Annotated in this window: 18 protein-coding genes and 1 other annotated feature; of the genes, 2 read left to right on the top strand and 16 right to left on the bottom strand. The window is 44.3% G+C overall.

Going from position 1 to position 22127, the window contains the following annotated elements; genetic code table 11:
* Positions 1-22: 22 nt before the first annotated feature.
* The 5 genes from ACQVGT_RS06985 to valS form a co-directional block, all read right to left on the bottom strand.
* Positions 23-592 (bottom strand): Maf family nucleotide pyrophosphatase, encoded by a 570-nt coding sequence (locus ACQVGT_RS06985; protein WP_004398496.1) that lies wholly within the window; start codon positions 590-592, stop codon positions 23-25.
* Positions 593-744: 152 nt separating this feature from the next.
* Positions 745-1743, bottom strand: coding sequence for a stage II sporulation protein SpoIIB (gene spoIIB, locus ACQVGT_RS06980; RefSeq protein ID WP_015384273.1), 999 nt, complete (start codon positions 1741-1743; stop codon positions 745-747).
* Positions 1744-1876: 133 nt separating this feature from the next.
* Positions 1877-2623 (bottom strand): prepilin peptidase, encoded by a 747-nt coding sequence (locus tag ACQVGT_RS06975; protein WP_015384274.1) that lies wholly within the window; start codon positions 2621-2623, stop codon positions 1877-1879.
* Positions 2624-2762: 139 nt separating this feature from the next.
* Positions 2763-4055, bottom strand: a complete 1293-nt coding sequence (locus tag ACQVGT_RS06970) for a bifunctional folylpolyglutamate synthase/dihydrofolate synthase (RefSeq protein WP_015384275.1) — start codon at positions 4053-4055, stop codon at positions 2763-2765.
* A gap of 59 nt (positions 4056-4114) precedes the next feature.
* Positions 4115-6757, bottom strand: coding sequence for a valine--tRNA ligase (gene valS / locus ACQVGT_RS06965; protein ID WP_015483523.1), 2643 nt, complete (start codon positions 6755-6757; stop codon positions 4115-4117).
* 59 nt (positions 6758-6816) lie between these two features.
* Positions 6817-7039, bottom strand: a binding site (T-box leader).
* A 165-nt stretch (positions 7040-7204) separates the two neighbouring features.
* Here valS and ACQVGT_RS06960 point away from each other — a divergent pair.
* Positions 7205-7396, top strand: a complete 192-nt coding sequence (locus ACQVGT_RS06960; RefSeq protein WP_003222590.1) for a YszA family small membrane protein — start codon at positions 7205-7207, stop codon at positions 7394-7396.
* A gap of 18 nt (positions 7397-7414) precedes the next feature.
* On the opposite strand, the gene cotN is transcribed toward ACQVGT_RS06960, so the two are convergent.
* The 8 genes from cotN to hemA all read right to left on the bottom strand — a co-directional run bounded on the left by cotN (position 7415) and on the right by hemA (position 16584).
* Positions 7415-8440: a spore coat protein CotN gene (cotN, locus tag ACQVGT_RS06955; RefSeq protein WP_014480462.1), complete on the bottom strand. Its 1026-nt coding sequence runs from the start codon at positions 8438-8440 to the stop codon at positions 7415-7417.
* A gap of 32 nt (positions 8441-8472) precedes the next feature.
* A complete protein-coding gene (gene spoVID / locus ACQVGT_RS06950; RefSeq protein WP_015483524.1) occupies positions 8473-10200 on the bottom strand; it encodes a spore coat morphogenetic protein SpoVID in 1728 nt (575 codons plus the stop codon).
* 130 nt (positions 10201-10330) lie between these two features.
* Positions 10331-11623 carry a glutamate-1-semialdehyde 2,1-aminomutase gene (gene hemL, locus ACQVGT_RS06945; RefSeq protein ID WP_015384279.1) on the bottom strand — a complete coding sequence of 431 codons (1293 nt, stop codon included), beginning with the start codon at positions 11621-11623 and terminating at the stop codon, positions 10331-10333.
* Between the two features lie 29 nt (positions 11624-11652).
* Positions 11653-12627, bottom strand: a complete 975-nt coding sequence (gene hemB / locus ACQVGT_RS06940; protein WP_015483525.1) for a porphobilinogen synthase — start codon at positions 12625-12627, stop codon at positions 11653-11655.
* Positions 12624-13412, bottom strand: coding sequence for a uroporphyrinogen-III synthase (gene hemD, locus ACQVGT_RS06935; RefSeq protein WP_015483526.1), 789 nt, complete (start codon positions 13410-13412; stop codon positions 12624-12626). The genes hemB and hemD overlap by 4 nt, the downstream gene beginning before the upstream one ends.
* Positions 13402-14346 (bottom strand): hydroxymethylbilane synthase, encoded by a 945-nt coding sequence (gene hemC / locus ACQVGT_RS06930; RefSeq protein WP_080030685.1) that lies wholly within the window; start codon positions 14344-14346, stop codon positions 13402-13404. The genes hemD and hemC overlap by 11 nt, the downstream gene beginning before the upstream one ends.
* Before the next feature lie 32 nt (positions 14347-14378).
* A complete protein-coding gene (locus ACQVGT_RS06925) occupies positions 14379-15209 on the bottom strand; it encodes a cytochrome c biogenesis protein (RefSeq protein ID WP_003222575.1) in 831 nt (276 codons plus the stop codon).
* Positions 15210-15216: 7 nt separating this feature from the next.
* Positions 15217-16584, bottom strand: coding sequence for a glutamyl-tRNA reductase (hemA, locus tag ACQVGT_RS06920; RefSeq protein WP_004399038.1), 1368 nt, complete (start codon positions 16582-16584; stop codon positions 15217-15219).
* A gap of 229 nt (positions 16585-16813) precedes the next feature.
* Between hemA and ACQVGT_RS06915 the strand changes: the two genes are divergently transcribed.
* Complete coding sequence (locus ACQVGT_RS06915; RefSeq protein WP_014477563.1) at positions 16814-17311, top strand: hypothetical protein; 498 nt, start codon at positions 16814-16816, stop codon at positions 17309-17311.
* A gap of 21 nt (positions 17312-17332) precedes the next feature.
* Here ACQVGT_RS06915 and yihA read toward each other — a convergent pair whose 3' ends face one another.
* From yihA to lonB, 3 genes are all read right to left on the bottom strand, one after another.
* Positions 17333-17920: a ribosome biogenesis GTP-binding protein YihA/YsxC gene (gene yihA / locus ACQVGT_RS06910; protein ID WP_003229621.1), complete on the bottom strand. Its 588-nt coding sequence runs from the start codon at positions 17918-17920 to the stop codon at positions 17333-17335.
* Complete coding sequence (gene lon / locus ACQVGT_RS06905; protein ID WP_015384282.1) at positions 17917-20241, bottom strand: endopeptidase La; 2325 nt, start codon at positions 20239-20241, stop codon at positions 17917-17919. The genes yihA and lon overlap by 4 nt, the downstream gene beginning before the upstream one ends.
* A 180-nt stretch (positions 20242-20421) precedes the next feature.
* Positions 20422-22080, bottom strand: a complete 1659-nt coding sequence (lonB, locus tag ACQVGT_RS06900) for an ATP-dependent protease LonB (protein ID WP_015483529.1) — start codon at positions 22078-22080, stop codon at positions 20422-20424.
* Between the last annotated feature and the right edge of the window lie 47 nt (positions 22081-22127).

Raw genomic sequence — 22127 nt, 5'->3', positions numbered from 1 at the left:
TCCCTTCCCGTTTATAGAACCGTCATGCCCTTATATCAAAATGGCGAAGAGCTCTCATTGTTTTTGATATAGGAAGGCCCATGACTGAATAATAATCTCCGTCTATTTTCTTTACAAAAAGCGCGCCTCTTCCTTGGATGCCGTATGCACCTGCTTTATCCATCGGCTCTTTTGTTTCAATATACGTCCAAATCTCTTCTTCACTGAGGGACCAAAACGCAACTTCTGTCTTATCATAAAAAGTCTCGCTGTGATTTTCAGCTTGAATGCTGACCGCGGTTATTACTGAGTGACTTCGGCCTGAAAGCCTCCGCAGCATAGAAGCAGCTTCTTCTTGATCCTGCGGTTTGCCAAGACATTCGCCGTCAAGGCATACCATTGTATCAGCACCGATAACGATTGCATGCGGGTGGAGATCAGCTACAGCCTTAGCTTTTTGTTTTGCCAACCATTGGACGTTTTCTTCTGGTGAAAAGTTTCGATTTAATTTTTCTTCTACTTCACTGACAATAATGGAGTAGGGCAGCTGGAGAAGATCGAGGAGTTCTTTCCTGCGCGGAGATTGTGATGCAAGTATTAGCGGTTTTGTCATGTTCGTCATCCTTTCAGGGTTTGCTTAAGAAAAAAAGATACTCGTTTATCCTACCAAATCACGAGGCTTGTCACAATTTCAGAAAAATAACTTTTTCATGACAAAATAAAAAAAGCCTGTCACTAAAGGACGAAGGCTCAGGGCACTATCTCTTATTTTACGACGGCTAACAGCTCCTGCTGAGCCTTCCACCCGGCTTCAGCACTTGGATCCTCTAATTCCTTTAAAGCCTGCAAAATCGCTTTTTTCTCTCCTGTTTCTGACGCTTTTGTTTCACCAAGCGACTTTTCTATTTTCTCTACACTCGCTTTTGTAATGTCTTCACCGAGAATCGCCTTTGCTGCAAGCTCCGCTGTTTCCTTAAAAGTATCTGTCATATCTGACTCTATTGATAAGGAAAGCTCCTTGCCTCCCCAGGCTTCAAAATCACTGTCGATTAAAACCTGTCCTAACTGCTGTGAGACATTCTTATCACTGGCTAAGCCCGCGATGACATACGTATACCCGTCATCCTTTGACAGTGACACGGCGGAATAACCCTTTTCGGTCAATTGTTCTGTTAACGTTTCGGCACCCTTTTCATTTGAAAATTTCCCGGCTTGCACAGCGTATGTTTTGTATGTACCTTCAGTTTGTGCTGCTTGTTTTTCTGCGCCTGAGGTTTGTTTATCAGCAGAAGTATCTCCGGCTTTTGCCGTTTGGCTGCCCAGAGAATCCTCTAAAGAGGCCGGTGCTGACGCTTCTTTATTCCCCGATATGCTTAACGCGAATAGCCCTAATCCAGTGCCAATGACAGCCGCGAAGGCAATCGTCGCAGCCACTCTTTTTACTGGTTTGGCAGTCCCGGTCTTTCCTTTTGCATAAGACTTTGTTTTTTTCTTTTGATAAGGAGGAACAACTTTGGGGTCCTCTTTAAACACCTTGTCCTCCTCGGAATCCCAATTAAATTCATCTTCATCAGGATGTTCCTGGGATGCCGCAACCTCTTGTTCTGCCTGTCTTTTTTCCTCCCAATTTGAGAATGTCATGCTTTTATCTGCCTCTGTATCTGGTGTCTCTTGTTCGTAAACCGTCTCTTCTTTTCCATTAATCGTCACCTTGAGGGCTTTTTCTGCGGCTTTACTGTTTTTTTTATTCTTTCTTTTTTTCAATTCCGCTTCCTCCCTTCATTTGCTTGACCGTTCTTGTCGGCTTTTCATGCTACACACTTTAGCACAGGCAAAGAAAAAAAGAACAAGACTTTTGTCGCCTTGTCCAAAAAACGTTCGTCAAATTTTTCAGCAGTCAGCCCAATGCCATTTTGATATAAAAAGAAATGATAGAGTCACCGTATAAATAGGCTAAAATGCTCCCTGCGGCTATAGCGGGGGCGAAGGGAAGCGGCTGCCTTTTAGCGAGTCTACCAGTCAGAACAGCTGCCGCTCCATATAATGCACCTATCAAAACAGAAAAGAAAAAGGCAGCTGCCAGCATCTTCACACCAAGCACAAAGCCAATCACCGCAAATAATTTAATATCTCCTCCCCCTACTCCTCCATGGGTGATTGCGGCAATTACAGCCAGAAATAGAAATCCGGCTGCCGCACCTAACAGGCCTGCATACCAGGAATCAAGCGGAGAAATCAATCTCGCGGCCGCCAAAAAGGGAAGAAAGAAAATCAATATTCGATTTGGAATCAGCATAAAATGAAGATCTGTCACTGCAACAATAATGAGAAGAGAGATAAACACCAGAGCGGGAAACAGTTCCAGCGACGTGCCAAAGCGTATTCCTGCGGCGGCAAATAAACACGCTGTCACAAGCTCTGCTGCGGGATACATAAAAGAAATCATATGCCCGCAGCTTTTACATTTACCTTTTTGAATTAGGAATGACAGGATGGGAATTAATTCTGCAGGAGTTAATGTCCGCCGGCAAAACGGGCATGATGAACGGGGCGCAATAATAGATAGATGTAAGGGGATACGGCACCCGGCCGTATAGTAAAAAGAACCAAGGATAAGCCCGAAGATAAAAAGAATGGATAGCATAGACAACACACCTTTACTCATTGAGTTCTGGTATGGATTGTAGCAAAATGAGCATCCTGAGCTCCAATTGGGGATATTCAATTTTACACATAAAAAAAACGGCAGAATCTTTTTTTGATTCTGCCGGAGCCGGATGCTTTTATTTCAACCTTTTGCGAATGTCAGAAATAAAGTAAAGAGATCCGGTAATCAGCACAATTTCATTTGAGCCCTTTTTACTTTCTATGAATTTGATCACATCGTCTGGATCTTCACTCCAGCTTTTATTGCTGATTTCACTTGCATCATAGAGATCTTTTGCAAGAGAAGCACGCGGGAAATCAAAAGAAGCAAAATGAATCGCATGAGCAATGATTTCCAGTCTTTTAATCATGTTCTGATACGGTTTGTCCTTTAACGCGCTAAACACCACAGAAATGCGTGAATTGGCGAAACGCTGCTTCATCGTTTCCGCCAGCTTTTCGACACCTTCTTCGTTATGCGCACCGTCTAAATATACCGGAGGATGCTCCTGAACAAGCTCTAACCGTCCCGGCCAAGCAGCATTCACAAGCCCTCTCCTTAACGCTTCGTCACTGATATGGGCAATATTCTCCTTATTGAGCCACTCCGCTGCCAAAATGGACAAAGCAGCATTTTGTCTTTGATGGGTGCCAATCAGAGATGTCCGAATATCTTCATAGCATTTCTCTTCCGTTTTGAATGAAAACTGTTCTCCTGCAGGCAGAGCCTCTTCATTGAAAATAACACATGCATCATGCAATGACTGGAACGGCGCAGCATGCCGTTGAGCTTCATGGCGGATGACCTGTAAAGCTTCCGGCTGGGTAACTGCTGTAACGATTGGAATACCTTCTTTAATAATACCGGCCTTTTCTCCTGCAATTTCTTCAATGGTGTTTCCCAAAATGTTCATATGATCGTGTCCGATGCTTGTAATCACAGTTAAGAGCGGTTCAACCACATTAGTAGAATCGAATCTACCGCCCAGACCTGTTTCAAAAATAACAAAATCGACCTTATGAAACTCTGCGAAATATAAAAATGCACAAGCTGTCATAATTTCAAATTCTGTCGGCTGTCCGTATTCCGTTTGATCAAGGGCTTCAACGTGCGGTTTCATTTGATTGACAAGTGCTGTCCATTCCTCATCTGAAATCGGTATCCCGTTTACGCTGATCCGTTCATTAAACGTAATAATATAAGGTGATGTAAATGTTCCAACCGTATATCCGGCTTCCTGCAGCATAGAACGGATAAAAGCGACAGTTGATCCTTTACCGTTTGTTCCTGCGACGTGGAACGCCCGGATTTTTTTTTCAGGATGTCCTAACCGCGCCATCAGCTGTTTCATTCGGCCAAGTCCGGGCTTCACCCCGAATTTCAGCCTCCCGTGAATCCAGCTGCGCGCATCTTGATATGCAGTAAACAATGATAATCCCCTCTTTTATAAGACAAGGCGGTTTCTCTAGAAACCGCCCCGGCTTTTCATTAACCCTTCAGCTCAGCCATTCGTTTTTGAACAGCGTCACGCTTCGCCACATAATCTTTTTCTTTTTCACGTTCTTCATCAATTACGTGTGCAGGCGCTTTTTTCATAAATCCTTCATTTCCAAGTTTCTTTTGGACACGCTCAACTTCTTTTGTCAGTTTATCAAATTCTTTTTGCAGACGGGCAATTTCTTCATCAATATTGATTAAGCCTTCAAGCGGAAGAATAACCTCTGCTCCTGAGACAACGGCCGTCATCGCCTTATCAACAGCCTCAATATCGGTGCCGATTTTAAGCACGCTCGGATTCGTAAAACGTTCAACATATGAACGGTTCGCTTCGAGGCGGGCCGCTATTTCGTCTGTGCTTGTTTTAATATATAGTTCAACCTGCTTGCTCATTGGCGTATTGACTTCACTGCGGATATTACGCACAGAACGGATCAGCTCAACAAGAAGCTTCATGTCAGCTGCCGCTTCAGTATCGGTATGCTCCGGCACTACTACAGGCCATTGACTTACTGTAATCGATTCCCCTTGGTGAGGAAGGTGCTGCCAAATTTCCTCCGTTAAGAATGGCATAAACGGATGGAGCAGACGCATCGTTTGATCAAGTACGTAAGCAAGGATGGAACGGGTAGTTTTCTTAGCCGCTTCGTCTTCTCCATAAAGCGGAAGCTTCGCCATTTCAATATACCAATCACAGAAATCATCCCAGATAAAGTTATATAAATGGCGTCCTACTTCACCAAATTCATATCGGTCAGCAAGCTGGGTCACGTGCTCGATCGTTTCATTTAATCGCGTTAAAATCCACTTGTCAGCGACTGACTTTTCGCCTGACAGATCAAGCTCATCGTACGTCATGCCATCCATATTCATTAATGCAAAACGGGAGGCATTCCAAATTTTATTGGCAAAATTCCAGGTCGATTCCACTTTTTCATAGCTGAAGCGCAGATCCTGGCCAGGAGAGCTTCCAGTCGCAAGGAAATAACGCAGAGAATCGGCTCCGTACTTGTCAATCACATCCATCGGGTCGACACCGTTGCCAAGAGATTTACTCATTTTCCGGCCTTGCTCGTCACGGATTAAGCCGTGGATTAAAACATCTTTGAACGGGCGCTCGCCTGTAAATTCAATGCCTTGGAAAATCATGCGTGATACCCAGAAGAAAATGATATCGTACCCTGTCACGAGAACATCTGTCGGATAGTAGCGTTTAAAGTCTTCAGCCGTTACATCAGGCCAGCCCATTGTGGAGAAAGGCCATAGCGCAGAACTGAACCATGTATCCAGTACGTCTGTATCCTGTTCCCAAATTTCGCTGTCTTCCGGCGCTTCAAGCCCGACATATAGCTCGCCTGTTTCTTTATGATACCAGGCAGGAATACGATGGCCCCACCACAATTGACGGGAGATACACCAGTCGCGAATGTTTTCCATCCAGTGTAAATACGTTTTTTCGAAACGGTCAGGCACAAAGTTGACCTTTTCTTCTTTCTTTTGCAACTCAATCGCTGCATCAGCAAGCGGCTGCATGCGCACAAACCATTGTGTAGAAAGATAAGGCTCCACAACAGCCCCGCTTCGTTCACTATGGCCGACAGAGTGCATATGATCCTCGATCTTGAAGAGAACTCCCGCCTCCTGTAAATCTTTTACGAGCTTTTTGCGGCATTCAAAACGATCCATACCTTGATATTGCAGCGCATTTTCATTCATCGTGCCATCTTCATTCATGACAAGAATGCGTTCTAAATTGTGGCGGTTGCCAAGCTCGAAGTCGTTCGGATCATGAGCAGGCGTAATTTTCACGGCACCTGAACCAAATTCCATATCAACATAGTCATCACCGACAATCGGAATTTCACGATTTACAATCGGCAGGATCACCGTTTTTCCGATAAGGTGTTTATAGCGCTCGTCTTCAGGGTGAACGGCAACAGCTGTATCACCGAGCATTGTTTCAGGACGTGTCGTCGCAATTTCAATTGAGCCTGAACCGTCAGCAAGCGGATAGCTCATATGATAGAACGCGCCTTTAACATCCTTGTAAATCACCTCAATGTCGGATAGGGCTGTTTTTGTCGCTGGGTCCCAGTTAATAATATATTCGCCTCTGTAGATCAGGCCTTTTTCATAAAGCTTAACGAATACTTCCCTTACCGCTTTGCTCAAGCCTTCATCCAGCGTAAAACGTTCACGGGAATAATCTAGGCCAAGACCTAATTTCGCCCACTGGCTGCGAATAAAGTCAGCATATTCTTCCTTCCACTTCCACGTTTCTTCGAGGAATTTTTCACGGCCTAAATCGTAGCGAGATTTGCCTTCTTCACGAAGTTTCGCCTCCACTTTAGCCTGTGTCGCGATGCCGGCGTGGTCCATGCCTGGAAGCCACAGCACATCATAGCCCTGCATGCGTTTCATTCTTGTTACAATGTCTTGCAGCGTTGTGTCCCATGCGTGGCCAAGGTGAAGTCTTCCTGTTACGTTTGGCGGCGGGATGACAACAGAGTATGGCTCTTTTGTCTGGTCACTGCCCGCTTCAAAAAATTTGCCTTTTAGCCAAAAATCATATCGGTCTTTTTCAACCGCTGCCGGATCATATTTCGTCGGCATTGTTTGTTCATTCGTTTCCATCATAACCCTCCAGCATGTTTAAAAATGGCTGAGAACGAAAAAAGAGCTCTTCATCCCTGTAAAAGGACGAAAAGCTCTTTCGCGGTACCACCTTTTTTCATGAACTCTATCAGTTCATGCACTTATAACGGATAACGGGTGTTTCCCGAATTTCTCTACTCTTCTTTCAAGAAATTATGCTCCCGGGCGACCTTCCAATCAGACAACATAAGAAGCCTTTCAGCAAACGGCTTCTCTCTCTGCATGCGCCTTTTTTGTACTCTTCCCGTTCTAAGCAGGTGTATTTATCAGCTCATTGTATACATTATTTATGTTCTTTATTATAGTAAAAGTGTTTTTGATTCGTCAATCATCTTTTCCAAAAACACCGCTTTCTATACAGATGGGCAGGCACCTATTGCCCAAGTTTACATATGATACTTGTAAATGCGTAGAGGAGGATGCACCGTGAAGAAACGTTTCAGCTCTTATTCGCTGCCGCCATGGGTAAGGCAAATTCGGCTTGTATCCGCACAAGTGATTATTCCCATTACGATTTTTCAAGGAATCAGAACCATTTTCTTTCCGACAACCTTTGATGTTTTGCTGCTCGCAATCCTAATCTTTTTAGCTTGCGCCCTTCATTTAGAATGGATATAAACAAACAAGTCCGCGCCATTAAGACGTGGACTCGTTTTCAGCCTGAAATTTTTTCTCTTGTTCAATCTGATGGATTTTCATCACAAACGGCTCTATATTTTTCATTTGCCAATAAGCCTTTAATAATTGTGTACATTCCTCTTTTTCATGCTGTCTTTTCCCAGTTTGATAACCGTTCAGCACCTTGTACATGGCTGCCGGATATGCCATATAGCTGAGAAAAAGGCTGACTTCCGCTTCACGCAAAGGGAATGATTTCGTATATCCATAAAACCATTCGACGCATTCCGGACAAGCTTTCGGAAAGCCTCTGAACATTTTTGTATAAAAGCCGAGCAGGTCGTTTTGCGGCGGACCGACAGATGCTCTTTCGAAGTTTGTAAAATATCCGGTCCCGGCATCATTATACAGAAAATGGTGTATAGACAGGCTGCCGTGGTTCATTACAACCCTTGAAACGTCCTTTTCCTTTGCAGACTCATACCAGTCCTCCAACCGTTCCAGCGCAAAATTCACCGCGGAAATGGTTTCTGAAAAATAGGTTATGGCCTGGAGTTCAAAAGGAGAAAGGTACCACTCCTTCTCCGCTCTATCCACAAACTGCTCATAGAAAATTTTATCTTGTTCCCACTTTTTTTTCGTTTGCCCGTAATAACGTTCAATCTCATCACGTCTAACCTTTAGTTCCTGCGCGGTTCTCTCGTGAAGACGGGCTGTTTCTCTAAATAAATAAGCATGCTTCTGATCCCGCTCTTCCTCTTGGTCAAATTGGAGCCAAGGCATTAAATAGTAGGTATCTCCGTATTGTATGCCTGCTGAGAAAAACTCACCGCTATTTGTTCTGTAAACGGGAACGAATGAACGAAAGCCTTTTTCCTCAATCGCCACCATATGATCTGTAAAATGCTTGCCGCGACCCTCTTTCAATTTTTTCAGGGCAAATATGCCGTAGTCTGTATACACTTTCCAAACAAGAGGACTGACAGGCTCAATAAATTGAGCAGTCAGTCCGTATTCCTGAAGAACCGATTGGGTATCTTCCATTTCATTCACCACATTTTCCGATCACTTACGGTTTACGCATGGCTATTTTTATATTGAGGAATATAGAGAATCTGTCCTGCTTTTAATTCATCATCCAAGGCTAAAGAATTCATCCTGATCAGCTGCTGGGATGTAATTTCATACCGTTCGCATAAACGCTCGATCGTATCTTCCTGCTGCACAATACAAATTTTCATTCTTGAAAACTCATCCGCTTCTTTTGTAAAGAGTTTGGTTAAATAAAGAGAATTATCACTTTCCTTTGTTTGAGGTTCCTTCGTTTCAGCAGCAGGAGCAACCCTAGGAACAGCATCCGTTTCCTTCCTTTCAGTCTCAGAAGATTCAGGCAGCTGGAAGGATTGAAAAGGTGTTTCTTCCTTAGGCTCTTCAGCTGATGGTGTTTTTCTCACTTCAATTTCGAAGCTCTCTTCCTCTTGTTCTTCCTCCTCCAGCAGCTTAGGCGCTGAATAAAAAGAATCCTCCTCTTCTTGTTCAGGCAGGAAGGTACGGTATGCCGGTTCAGGCAATTCTTCTTGAGATGCCTCCTCCGAGCTTGTTTTTTGGTTGAAATGGAAATGTAAATCGGCTTTGTCATTCTCCACATATACAGCTGAAGCTGTTTCTCTGCTATCTTCTACGGAGAGAGCGGCCTCTGATACACTCTCCAAAGCTTCATCCGGTTCCGCCTCTTCTTGGCAAAGCGCAGGATCAGCCTGATCCGATTGAGCTGCTTCTTCATTTTGAGCCTCTTGGCGCAGCGCATATTCATGATTGGGAGACACTGTTGTTTCCGTTTTTTCCTCAGCAATCACAGTCTCTGAATGAAGCTCAGCTTCCAAAGCAGGCGATTCTTCTGCTCCAGCGTGTTCACGAAGCTCAGTCTCCGCTGGAGCGTCTGCTTCTTCACGAACATCCGCTATTGCAGCTGCCGGCTCTGCCGTTTCTTTTTTTGCTTTAACGATCTCTTGAATCTCTATTTCTGAAGGATCAGGTTCTGGCTCAGATTCTTCTGTTTCCGATTCAGCACGAACTTCCGTTTCCGGCACAGCAAGCTCTTCTGACTCTTCTTCCTCTTTCACATCTTCTCTGGCCTCTGGTTCTGAAGCAACCGATTCAGGCGGCTCAGATTTTGCTTTTTCTGTCTCCAGTTCTTCACGGAGCCCCGCTTTCGAGATAAAAAGTTCTGGCGGTTCGGCTGGCGGTTCATGCTGAAGAACTGCTTCCTCTGCCGATGATGCACCCGGTTCTTCTACTACACTATGTGCCGGCGGCTCTGAAAGCTCTTCCTCCCTGAATGCCGCAGGAGCTTCATATAAAGGTATCTCCTGCTCTTTGTCTTGCGTATCGTCCAGAAGCCCTTCGATCGCTAAATCAGCTTGAATTGTTAAAATGCGCGAATCCGTCAATTGATAGTCAAATGCGTCAATAAAGACGAAGACATCCTGTAAATGGCTCACTTTATTTTTCGGAATGGTAATATCCACAGGAAAACAGTGAGTCAGTTCCGCACTTCCATCCTCTCTCTTTCTAACTTGTTCAACAAACCGCTTATCTGTATAAATCTCTTCGGTATGTTTGTTTTGATCTATGTTGTACTCACCTGTAAGTTCAAGCGATCCTATGATTGATACATAATCATTTACTTCCTGAACCCTAATATCAGGATCTAATGAAATAGAAAGCAGTTCAGAAACTTCCTGTCCTTTTTGGAAACAGATCGATTCTTCTACAGAAAATTGCAATCGATGATTTTGCGGCAAGTTCATATCCTCCTTTCATCTAATCCTTAAAATTAGATGTCACTAAAGGTGTATGTATGAACTGGAGAAAATATGAGTGGGAGAGCACGAAAAAACCGGCACAAGTAGTCCTTGATACCGGTTTTCACTCTTATCTGCGGCTGATCTCAGCAAATACTTTCTCAGCTGCCTGGATTGTGTTTTCAATATCTTCATCAGTATGGGCCGTTGAGAGGAAAAGACCTTCGAATTGTGATGGCGGAAGGAATACCCCTTCATTTGCCATCCCTTTATAATAGCTTGCGAACAGCTTCAAATCAGATGATTTCGCTGTTTCATAATTGATGACTGGTTCGTTTGTAAAGAAGAAACCGATCATCGAACCTGCACGGTTAAAGGTATGCGGAATGCCATGTGCCTCGGCGGCTTTTGAAATTCCTTCTTCCAGTCTGTCGCCTTTTTTGATGAAATTCTTGTAGGAATCAGGTGTCAGCTGTTTCAATGTCTCTAAGCCAGCCGTCATTGCAAGCGGGTTGCCTGACAATGTACCAGCTTGATAGATCGGACCGCTTGGAGCGATCTGCTCCATGATTTCTGCCTTTCCGCCATAGGCCCCGACAGGAAGTCCGCCCCCAATTACTTTTCCTAAACAAGTCAGATCAGGCGTTACGCCGAAGTAGCCTTGAGCGCAGTTATAATCGACCCGGAAGCCTGTCATCACTTCATCAAAAATCAGCAGGGAGCCGTACTGCTCAGTGATATCACGCAGACCCTGCAGGAAACCTTCTTGCGGCGGAACAACACCCATATTTCCGGCAACTGGCTCTACAATGACTCCCGCAATGTCTTCACCGAATTGCTGGAAAGCAAGCTTTACACTTTCTAAATCATTGTACGGAACGGTGATGGTGTTTTTCGCAATGCCTTCAGGCACCCCCGGGCTGTCAGGCAGACCGAGAGTGGCAACACCTGAACCAGCTTTAATCAAGAGAGAATCGCCGTGCCCGTGGTAGCAGCCCTCAAATTTTAAAATCTTGTTGCGCCCTGTATAGCCCCTTGCCAAACGGAGGGCACTCATTGTAGCCTCTGTTCCGGAGCTTACCATTCGTACAATTTCTACAGATGGCACACGATCAATGACGAGCTTAGCCAGTTCATTTTCCACTTCAGTCGGAGCACCGAAGCTTGTCCCGTATTCAGCCACTTTTTTGAGACTTTCTACGACACGGTCATTTGTATGTCCTAAAATTAAAGGCCCCCATGACAAGACGTAGTCAATATATTCATTCCCGTCAATATCAAAGATTTTCGAGCCTTTTCCGCGTTCCATAAAAATCGGGTCCATGTCTACCGATTTAAATGCGCGAACGGGACTGTTCACACCGCCCGGCATGAGTTTTTGCGCTTCTTTAAAAGCCGTTTTTGATTTTTCATAGCTTCTCATCTGCCTCAACTCCTGTCAACTGAATAAAATTACTCCGCAAGCCATTTCGCTGCGTCTTTCGCATGATACGTAATAATCAGGTCGGCACCCGCGCGCTTCATGCTTGTCAAAATTTCCAACACAATTTCTTTTTCTTTGATCCAGCCGTTCTGCGCTGCAGCCTTCACCATTGAATACTCTCCGCTTACATTATAAGCGACGAGCGGCAAAGTAAACTCATTTTTTACGTCACGCATGATATCCATATAAGAAAGCGAAGGTTTGACAATCAAAAAGTCCGCGCCTTCCTCGACATCTGATTGTGCTTCGCGGAGTGCCTCCATACGGTTGGCAGGGTCCATCTGATATGTTTTGCGGTCTCCGAATTGCGGTGTGCTGTTTGCTGCATCACGGAACGGACCGTAAAACTCGCTAGAATATTTCACAGCGTAAGACATGATGGGAATATTGACGAATCCTTCTTTATCAAGTGCTTCTCTGATCACTGTAACAAATCCGTCCATCATGTTTGATGGCGCAATGATATCCGCACCTGCTTTCGCTTGGCTGACAGCTGTCTGCGCCAAAAGCTCCAGCGATTCATCATTGAGGATGACCCCGTCTTTGACAAGTCCGCAATGGCCGTGGTCTGTATATTCGCACAGGCACGTGTCAGCGACAACAACCATTTCAGGGAAGTGTTCTTTAATTTCTGTGATGGCTTTTTGGACAATTCCGTGATCATGGTACGCTTGTGTTCCGCAATCATCTTTTTCTTCCGGGATGCCGAACACGATAACAGATTGAATGCCCAGTTTGACCAGCTCCGCTACTTCATCCTTCAATAAATCTAATGATACATGGTAAACATCAGGCATTGACGGAACAGCTTTTTTGCCTTCCAGACCTTCAACGACAAAAATCGGATAAATAAAATCTGATGGATGCAAACGTGTTTCCTTTACCATTTCTCTCATTGCTTTTGATGTCCGCAGGCGGCGGTGTCTATTAAATGATTGACTCATATTCTCTCTTCCTCTCTTGACATGCTGCACATTAACTCAAGCATGCCATCTATTGTAAATGTATCAGGCGTATGCGATGTGATGCCGTACGTCAGAAGGGCATCACTTGTTAAAGGCCCAATGCTGATACAGGCCGTCCCATTCGCCTTCCACTTTTTTAATTCTTCTCCCAAGACATGCATAAACGTATGTACGGTTGATGAACTCGTAAATGTTACATAGTCAAAGGAATATTGACCCGCAGCGTCTTTCAGTGCCTCAATGCCTTCTTCATCCGGAATCGTTTCGTAGAGAACCCATTCCTTTACTTCAAAACCGAGCGGGACAAGCTCTTGTTTTATCACATCACGTGACAAATTCCCTTTCATCACGGTAATGGGCTCCCCCGGTTCAGCATGCTGCTTAAGAGCGTCAGCCAATTGTTCAGCAATATACTCCTGTGGCATCACATCAACCGATACGTTATGCGTTTTTAAACGGCGGGCGGTTTTTTCACCGACGGCTGCAATTTTTTTATGCGCAGGGAGAATAAGCTGATTTTCCTTCAGATAAGAAAAAAAGAAGTCTGCCCCGTTCACACTTGTAAAAACAAGCCAGCCTGGCGCGGCAAGATCCTCTCTTACTTGTTCCGCAACATCATTCGGCAAAGCGCGGCGAAACGTAATCAAAGAGGTTAAAACCGCTTTACCGCCAAGCGCCTCCACTTTTTGCTGAAATGATGTTGCCTGTGCCTTATTCCGGGTGACAAGCACTGTTTTTCCTTTCAACGGAAAATCATTTTCCATCCTCATCAAGCTCCCGTTTTACACGATCAATTAAATCTTTTGCTCCTTTGTCAGCCATAAGAGCGGCACAGCGCTTTCCTACTTCCTCCGGATCGTTTCCGGTGACGGTTTCTTTAAAAATGATTTTGCCGTCAGGTGAAGCGACAAGACCTGTCATTTCAATTTCATCCTGTCCATTTAACACGGAGTAGCCCGCGATCGGAACCTGGCAGCCGCCCTCCATCGCGTTTAAAAAAGCACGTTCCGCTAAGACAGTCCGTTTTGTATATTCATCTGTAAACTGAGAAAACAACGCCAACAGCTCTTCATCCGATTCTCGGCACTCAATCGCCAGTGCTCCCTGCCCCACAGCAGGCAAACAGCGCTCAGGCTCTAGGAATTCGGTTACGACATCTTGCTTCCAACCCATTCTAGAAAGGCCGGCAGCCGCTAAAATAATCGCGTCATAATCCTCTGTTTCCAGCTTTTGAAGTCTTGTATCTATATTACCTCTAATCCATTTAATTGTAAGGTCAGGGCGCTCAATCAAAAGCTGCGCGCTTCTTCTTAAACTGCTTGTGCCAATGACAGCACCTTCCTTCATTTCTGAAAGCTTTACGCGATTCTTTGAAATAAGGGCATCACGAGGATCTTCCCGTTCAGGAATACAGCCGATCACAAGGCCTTCAGGCAAAACAGCAGGCATGTCCTTCATGCTGTGCACTGCCATATCAATCTCTTCGTTTAAAAGCGCCTGTTCAATTTCTTTGACAAACAGCCCTTTTCCACCCACTTTTGAGAGTGTAACATCGACAATCCGGTCGCCCTTTGTCACGATCTCTTTAATTTCAAAAGCAAACAAAGGATTGATTTCCTTCAGTTTTTGAATAACCCATTTTGTTTGAGTCATAGCGAGTTTGCTTCGTCTGGAACCTACTTTAATCGTTCTCATCATTTCTTTCCTCCCGAATCTGCTTGGGACATCGTTTAACTGAACCAATGGAATTGCGACAGGCTTCCAAGCAGGAAATAATTGATCATCAGCACCAGAAAACAAGCCGTATTCCACAGTGCAGCGACCTTTCCTTGCAGCTCTTTAATCAGCCTGATATATAGATAATAGCTGTACAGCAGCAGGACGACAAACGAACCAAGCACTTTGGCGTCAAACCAATACAGCGTTTCTAGTGAGACATATGCCCAAATGACGCCGAGAATCAAACTCAGCAGCAGCATCGGAACCCCAATGACATTTAAAACATACGCCATATAATCAAGCTTAGATAAATCTTCTATTCTCAACAGCCATTTTCCCCACTTTTTCTTTTTCAGCAGATGATATTGAAACATATATAGCACAGAAAAAACGAAAGAAAGGGAAAAAGCGCCGTATGAAAGAATCGCCATTGTAATATGGATCACCAAAAGCTCGGATACAAGCTGCCCGGAAAAAGCAGCTGACTGCTGCTCTGTCGGTGAAAATGTGTGAATGGCGATCATAGAAAATCCTATAACATTTGTAAAAAACACGATAAAGTCAACACGTAAAAGCTTTGTCAGTACAAGTGACAGCGTGACAAGCACCCAGGCATAAAAATAAAGCGCCTCCGTCACATTTAATACCGGAAACCGCCCCGTCACCCACATAAAATAGGCCAAATACACGGTTTGCAGAGTCCAGACAATAGAAAGCAACCAGAAGGCCATTTTTCCAGCCTTCCGGTTGTGTTGAAGAAAATCTATAAAATAAAAGAGTACACTTAACGCGTAAATGACGATTGTCCCCTCATTAAGTCTTGCCATTGCAGTATCAATCATTCAGCTTTCACTCACTTACAAGTGGGCTAAAGCCCGCTTTTGATTCAGCCTTCTTAAAAGAGTGGACCTTCTGGCTGCTTTCAACGGTTTTCATCATTTGACGGCCCGCAGCTTCTTCAATATCAAAAATCTGCATAAACAACGCAAGCTTTTCTTCAGAATCAGCATCTGCCGCAAGCTCTTTCACCTTTAAAATCGGATCACGAAGCATTTGGTTAATAATACTTTTGGTGTGTTTGTTCAACAGTTTTTTCTCTCTTGTGCTTAAGTGAGGCAGCTTACGCTCAATGCTGTCCATCGTTTCTGACTGGATGGCAAGCGCCTTTTCGCGCAATGCAGAAATAACCGGCACAACACCAAGTGTATTCATCCATTGTTTAAATTCCACAATGGTTTCTTCAATTAACAGTTCAACTTTTTCAGCTGTTTCTCTCCGTTCTTTCATGTTCGCTTCTACAATGCCTTCCAGATCGTCGATATCATAAAGAAAAACACCTTCAAGATCATTCAGCGCCGGATCAAGATCTCTAGGCACGGCAATGTCGACCATAAACAGCGGACGTCCCTTGCGAAGCTTATTCGCGTTTTCCATCATCTCTTTGGACACGACAAATTCACTTGCACCGGTTGAACTGATTAAAATATCAGCCTCCGCAAGCGCGCTTTCAAGCTGATTCAAGCTTCTCGCTTCACCTGAGAAACGGTCTGCAAGCTCCTTCGCTTTCAAGTATGTTCGGTTAATGACAGTGACCTTGCCGATTCCCTGTCCGTGCAGGTTTTCCGCAGCAAGCTCGCCCATTTTTCCCGCACCGAGAATCAATATGTGCTTGCTTGAAAGATTCCCGAAGATTTTTTTAGCAAGTTCAACTGCAGCATAGCTTACTGACACCGCATTTGAGCCAATGTCTGTTTCGGCGTGAGTCCGTTTGCCCACTGTAACCGCCTGCTTAAACAGCTCATTAAAAATAGTCCCGATCGTTTTTTCTTGCTGAGCTGTTTTAAAGCTGTCGCGTACCTGTCCGAGAATCTGCGTTTCGCCAATCACCATAGAGTCAAGTCCGCAGGCTACACGGAATAAATGCTCAACAGCGGCATCGCTCTCATAAAACGTTAAGAACGGTGACAGCTCTTCTTTGCTTAATTGAAACCAATCAGCTAAAAACTTTTTTATATAATAACGGCCGGTATGGAGCTGGTCGACTACCGCATAAATTTCAGTGCGGTTGCAGGTTGAGACAATGATGTTTTCAAGAATGCTTTTCTCTTCTTTCAGCTGCACCATTGCTTCTGCCAGCTCATTCGGCTGAAAACTTACTTTTTCACGTATCTCAATAGGGGCGGATTTATAATCTACTCCCACAACAAGTATATGCATCGCTCTAATTACACCCCCAACACCGAATCTTAATTTATAATCATTCTAACATAGAACTCATTATTTATAATAATTATAACATAGTTTCTTTCACAAAATGTGAACAGATTTTAAAATTCTTATGCTATATTAGAAAAAGCTTCAGGGAAAAGAAGCATTCCTATTGACAATACCAAAAACAGCAGAAATTTACTACACATCAGCTCTAAAAAACAAGAAGGTGATATGCATGAAACAAAAATCAATTTTATTCCCTTGTCTGCTGCTTGCCGCTTCTGTATATGCATGGCTAGAAAGCGGCCAAGCCGAACTGTTTTCAGGGCAGGATCAATGGCCTGTTCTCCTCATGCTGTTAGGCGCAGCCTTTGTATATCAAGGAAAAAAAGAAGCCGTTACACCTCATTTTTTTATTGGTTTACTTCTCTTCGGGATCGGTTTACACTTTTTTGCCAAGCCGAAATGGGTATGGTGGCCGGATGATTTTGAAATGCTCCTCTTTATGATCGGCTTCTCACTTCTCGTTTCAGCCGTTCAAAAAAAAGAATATGTATATGAAGCTGTGTCGATGATTTGTTTTTCCCTGTTTTTGTACTTTTTTAAACAAATTATGGCATGGCTTGAGTCTGCGCATATTCCAACAGCGCTTCTGAAGGAGTATTGGCCGTTTGTCTTTATTGGAATCAGTTTATTGTTATTATTGATAAAACGAAAAAAATCTATACGATAAATAAAACCGGTAGAGGATTCTCTACCGGTTTATCATTTTTTTGATCGCTCCCCAAGCTTCGTCTTTTCCCTTTTTCGTTTCTGAGGAAAAGAGAATCAGCTCGTCTTCCGGATCAATATTTAATGTTTGTCGGACAACCTTTGCGTGTTTGTCCCATTTGCCTTTCGGGATTTTATCCGCCTTTGTAGCGATAACAATAACAGGAATGCCGTAATACTTTAAGAATTCATACATCTGTACATCATCATTAGATGGCGCATGCCGCAAATCAACGATCTGCACCACAGCTTTTAATTCCTCGCGTGTCGTGATGTAGGTTTCAATCATTCTGCCCCATGCTTCACGCTCAGACTTTGACACTTTGGCAAAACCGTAGCCCGGCACATCCACAAAATGCAGCTCATCATTGATAATATAGAAATTAAGCGTTTGTGTTTTTCCTGGCTTTGATGACGTTCTCGCAAGATTTTTGCGATTGATTAATGAATTGATAAAAGACGATTTGCCTACGTTCGATCTTCCGGCCAATGCGATTTCCGGAAGCCCCCCTTCAGGGTACTGTTCCGGTTTTACTGCACTGATCACGATTTCTGACTTTGTGACTTTCATTTCTTCTCTCCTACTAAGGCATGTTCCAAAACCTCGTCTAAGTGGGACGCCAATATAAATGTCAGCCCCTCCCTGACGCTTTCCGGAATATCCTCTATATCTTTTTCATTATCTTTAGGCGCAATAATGGTCGTTAATCCCGCTCTATGTGCACCAAGCGCTTTTTCCTTCAAGCCGCCGATCGGCAGCACGCGCCCGCGAAGCGTGATTTCCCCAGTCATGCCGACTTCACGCGAAACCGCCCGTCCCGTTAAAGCAGAAACAAGCGCTGTTGCCATCGTAATACCGGCTGACGGACCATCTTTTGGCACCGCACCCTCTGGTACATGTATATGAATATCATACTTCTCATGAAAGTCAGGTTCAATGCCAAGTTCTTCTGTTTTGGATCGCACATAGCTGAATGCAGCCTGAGCTGACTCTCTCATAACATCTCCGAGCTTTCCTGTCAGGATTAATTTCCCTTTCCCCGGAGAAAGCGATACTTCAATCGACAGCGTATCTCCGCCAACGGTTGTATAAGCAAGCCCTGTCACTACACCAACCTGATCCTCTGTTTCAGCTTGTCCATATCTGAAAATACGTTTTCCGATAAAGTCTTGAAGGTTCTTCTCAGTAACCGTAATCCGTTTTCGCTCTTCAGCAACAATGGCTTTTGCAGCTTTACGGCAAATCGCGGCAAGCTGGCGTTCAAGGCTTCTCACACCAGCTTCTCTCGTATAGTAGCGGATAATATCAAGAATCGCCTGATCACGCAGCTGCAGGTTGCTTTTCTTCAGCCCGTGTTCTTTGATTTGCTTTGGGAGCAAGTGATCCTTTACGATTTCAAGTTTTTCTATTTCTGTGTAGCCTGCGATATTAATAATTTCCATTCTGTCTCTGAGCGGGCCCGGGATTGTGGCCAAATTGTTCGCCGTTGCGATAAACAGCACTTTGGATAAATCAAAGGTTTCTTCAATATAGTGATCACTGAAGCTGCTGTTTTGCTCTGGATCAAGCACTTCAAGCATAGCGGATGATGGGTCTCCTCTAAAATCAGATGACATTTTGTCAATTTCGTCTAATAAGAAGACCGGATTCAGCTTGCCCGCTTTTTTCATCCCTTGAATAATACGTCCAGGCATTGCTCCGACATAGGTCCGTCTGTGTCCGCGTATCTCTGATTCGTCCCGTACTCCTCCGAGTGAGATTCTGACGAATTTGCGTCCCAAGCTTTTTGCAATTGATTTGGCTAAAGACGTTTTTCCGACACCCGGAGGTCCTGCCAAACAGAGAATCGGGCCTTTCAGGGATTTGGTCAGCTTCTGGACAGCCAAATATTCTAAAATACGTTCTTTTACTTTTTCAAGCCCGTGGTGCTCTTCGTCCAAGAGACGTCCTGCTTCTTTCAAATCAAGCTTATCATCTGTTTCATCCGTCCATGGAAGAGCAACCAGCCAGTCGATATAGTTGCGGATCACGGAGCTTTCCGCAGAACTTGACGGAATTTTTTCATATCTGTTCAATTCTTTAAGCGCTGTTTCCTTCACATGCTCAGGCATGCCTGCTTCTTCGATTTTTTCCGTCAGTGTCTGAACTTCGCCAGTTTTGCCTTCTTTATCGCCAAGCTCTTTTTGGATCGCCTTCATTTGTTCACGCAAGTAGTATTCCTTCTGCGTACGCTCCATCGAACGTTTGACACGCTGGCCGATTTTTTTCTCAATCTCCAGCACTTCTTTTTCATTATTAATAAAATCAATGACCTTGTTCAGCCTGTCTTTGACATCAGCCGTTTCTAAAATATCCTGCTTATCCTTTAGTTTAAGGGGCAGATGAGAAGCAACGATGTCTGCCATTCTCCCCGGCTCTTCGATATCAGTAACCGCGGCGTACGTTTCGGCCGAGATTTTTTTAGAAATTTTTATGTACTGATCAAAGTGGTCTAGCAAAGTCCGCATCAATGCTTCGTCTTCTGTATCTTTTGAATCATCTTCATGAATAAGTTGAATGTCTACCGACGTGTAATCCTCGTGTTCATTGTATTTGACGATATGGGCGCGCTTGAGGCCCTCCACCAACACACGAATCGTACCGTTCGGAAGCTTCAGCATTTGCTTAATTTTTGTATAGGTGCCGACAGTGAAAATCTCGTCTTCACCAGGTTCGTCTATCGAAATATCCTGCTGAGTGGCTAAAAATATCATATGATCATGCATCATTGCCTGTTCAAGAGCCTGAACCGACTTGTCACGTCCTACATCTAAATGCAAAACCATCGTCGGGTACACTAATAAACCTCTTAAAGGGAGGAGCGGGATGCTGCGTTTTAATTCTTCTGCCATGTGACTGACACCTCCGTGACTTTAGTATGAACCATTATAATACAACTTTTTCATCCTTGTACAATAAACGGCATGGTTCCATTTTCTATAAAACAGTCTCCTCGTAGTATACCCTTTCTTTCTGATATGAAAAAGGAAAAGATGTCCTTCATGAAAAAAACCCTATTATCAAAATAGGGTTTAAACAGATTCTTTATTGATTTCAATATGAAACGGTTTTTGTTCCGTTGGCGGATTCACTAAAATTTCATCAAGCACTTCCTGGAAAGTCTTCACTGCAATAATCTTGATCCCGTCAATCTGCTTTAAGATCGCCTGCTGATTTTCATATGGGATAATCACCTTTTTCGCACCGGACTGCTTGGCCGCTTTTATTTTCGGAATGACGCCTCCGATGGGTTTCACAAGACCGTTCAGGCTGATTTCGCCCGTCATCGCAACGGTATTGTCAATAGGAATTTTGTGTATCGCCGAGAAAATCCCCGCCGCCATCGCAATGCCTGCTGACGGCCCATCAATTGGAATCCCTCCTGGGAAATTGATGTGAATATCATAATCAGAAGGCTTCATTCCCATTGTCCGGAGCACGGTTAATACATTTTCAACCGAACCCTTCGCCATGCTTTTTCGTCTGATTGATTTTGATTGGCTGCCGATGCTTTCTTCTTCAGCTATTCCTGTGATGTTAATTGATCCTTTATCTTGAGCCGAGGTTACACTCACTTCGATTTCCAGAAGCGATCCGCTGTTAGGCCCGTAGACTGCAAGCCCATTTACAATGCCAACCTGTGGTTCAACACCGATTTTTTGCTCGTGCTTTGGAGTAAGCTGACTGGAGTGAATGACCCATTCAATATCCTCAATCGTAATGTCCTTCCGATTCTCCGTTACAGCCATCCCCGCTGCGATTTGAATCATATTGACGGCTTCCCGCCCGTTCCGTGTGTAGCTGGTCAAAAGATCCAGGCCCTCTTCGGAGATATTTTTTTCAATTTTATCAGCTGCTGTTTTAGCAACCGTTTTCAACTCGTCCTTTTCAAGCTCGCGGAAAAAAACCTCCAAACAGCGGGACCTGATAGCTGGCGGAATTTCGTTTGGCATTCTCGTGGTCGCGCCAATCAAGCGAAAATCAGCCGGCAGCCCATTTTGAAAAATATCATGAATATGATTCGGAATTTGTGTATTTTCCTCACTGTAATACGCACTGTCTAAAAAGACTTTTCTGTCCTCAAGCACCTTCAGCATTTTATTCATTTGAATAGGATGCAGCTCCCCTATTTCATCAATAAACAGCACACCGCCATGGGCATGGGTGACAGCTCCCTGCTTCGGCTGCGGAATCCCAGCCTGTCCCATCGCTCCGGCCCCTTGGTATATAGGGTCATGGACAGAGCCAATGAGCGGATCGGCAATTCCTCTTTCATCAAAACGGGCTGTTGTCGCATCGAGTTCCACAAAGACAGCCTGCTCTTTAAACGGTGATTGTTTATGTTTTTTTGCTTCTTCCAACACAAGCCGCGCAGCAGCCGTTTTCCCAACTCCCGGTGGCCCATAGACAATCACATGCTGAGGATTTGGCCCGCATAAAGCCGCCTTTAATGCTTTAATGCCGTCTTCCTGTCCGACGATATCTTTAAAGCTTTTGGGGCGGACCTTCTCAGATAATGGCTCGGACAAGCTGATAGCGCGCATTTTCCGAAGCTGCTCCATTTCCTTCTTTGATTCTTTATCTATCGTGACCTTTTGTGTCCTTTGATTTTTAAGCAAATTCCAAAAATACAAACCGATGATGATCCCAAAAAACAGCTGAATAAATAACGCGATCCCTGTCCAACTCATGGTGGTCCCTCCTGAAAAACAATTTATGTATCCAATTCATTCCTCTG

The sequence above is a fragment of the Bacillus sp. SCT118 genome, from assembly GCF_058566435.1.
The sequence above is the reverse complement of the archived record's forward strand: the minus strand, read 5'-3'. Positions and strand labels throughout refer to the sequence as shown.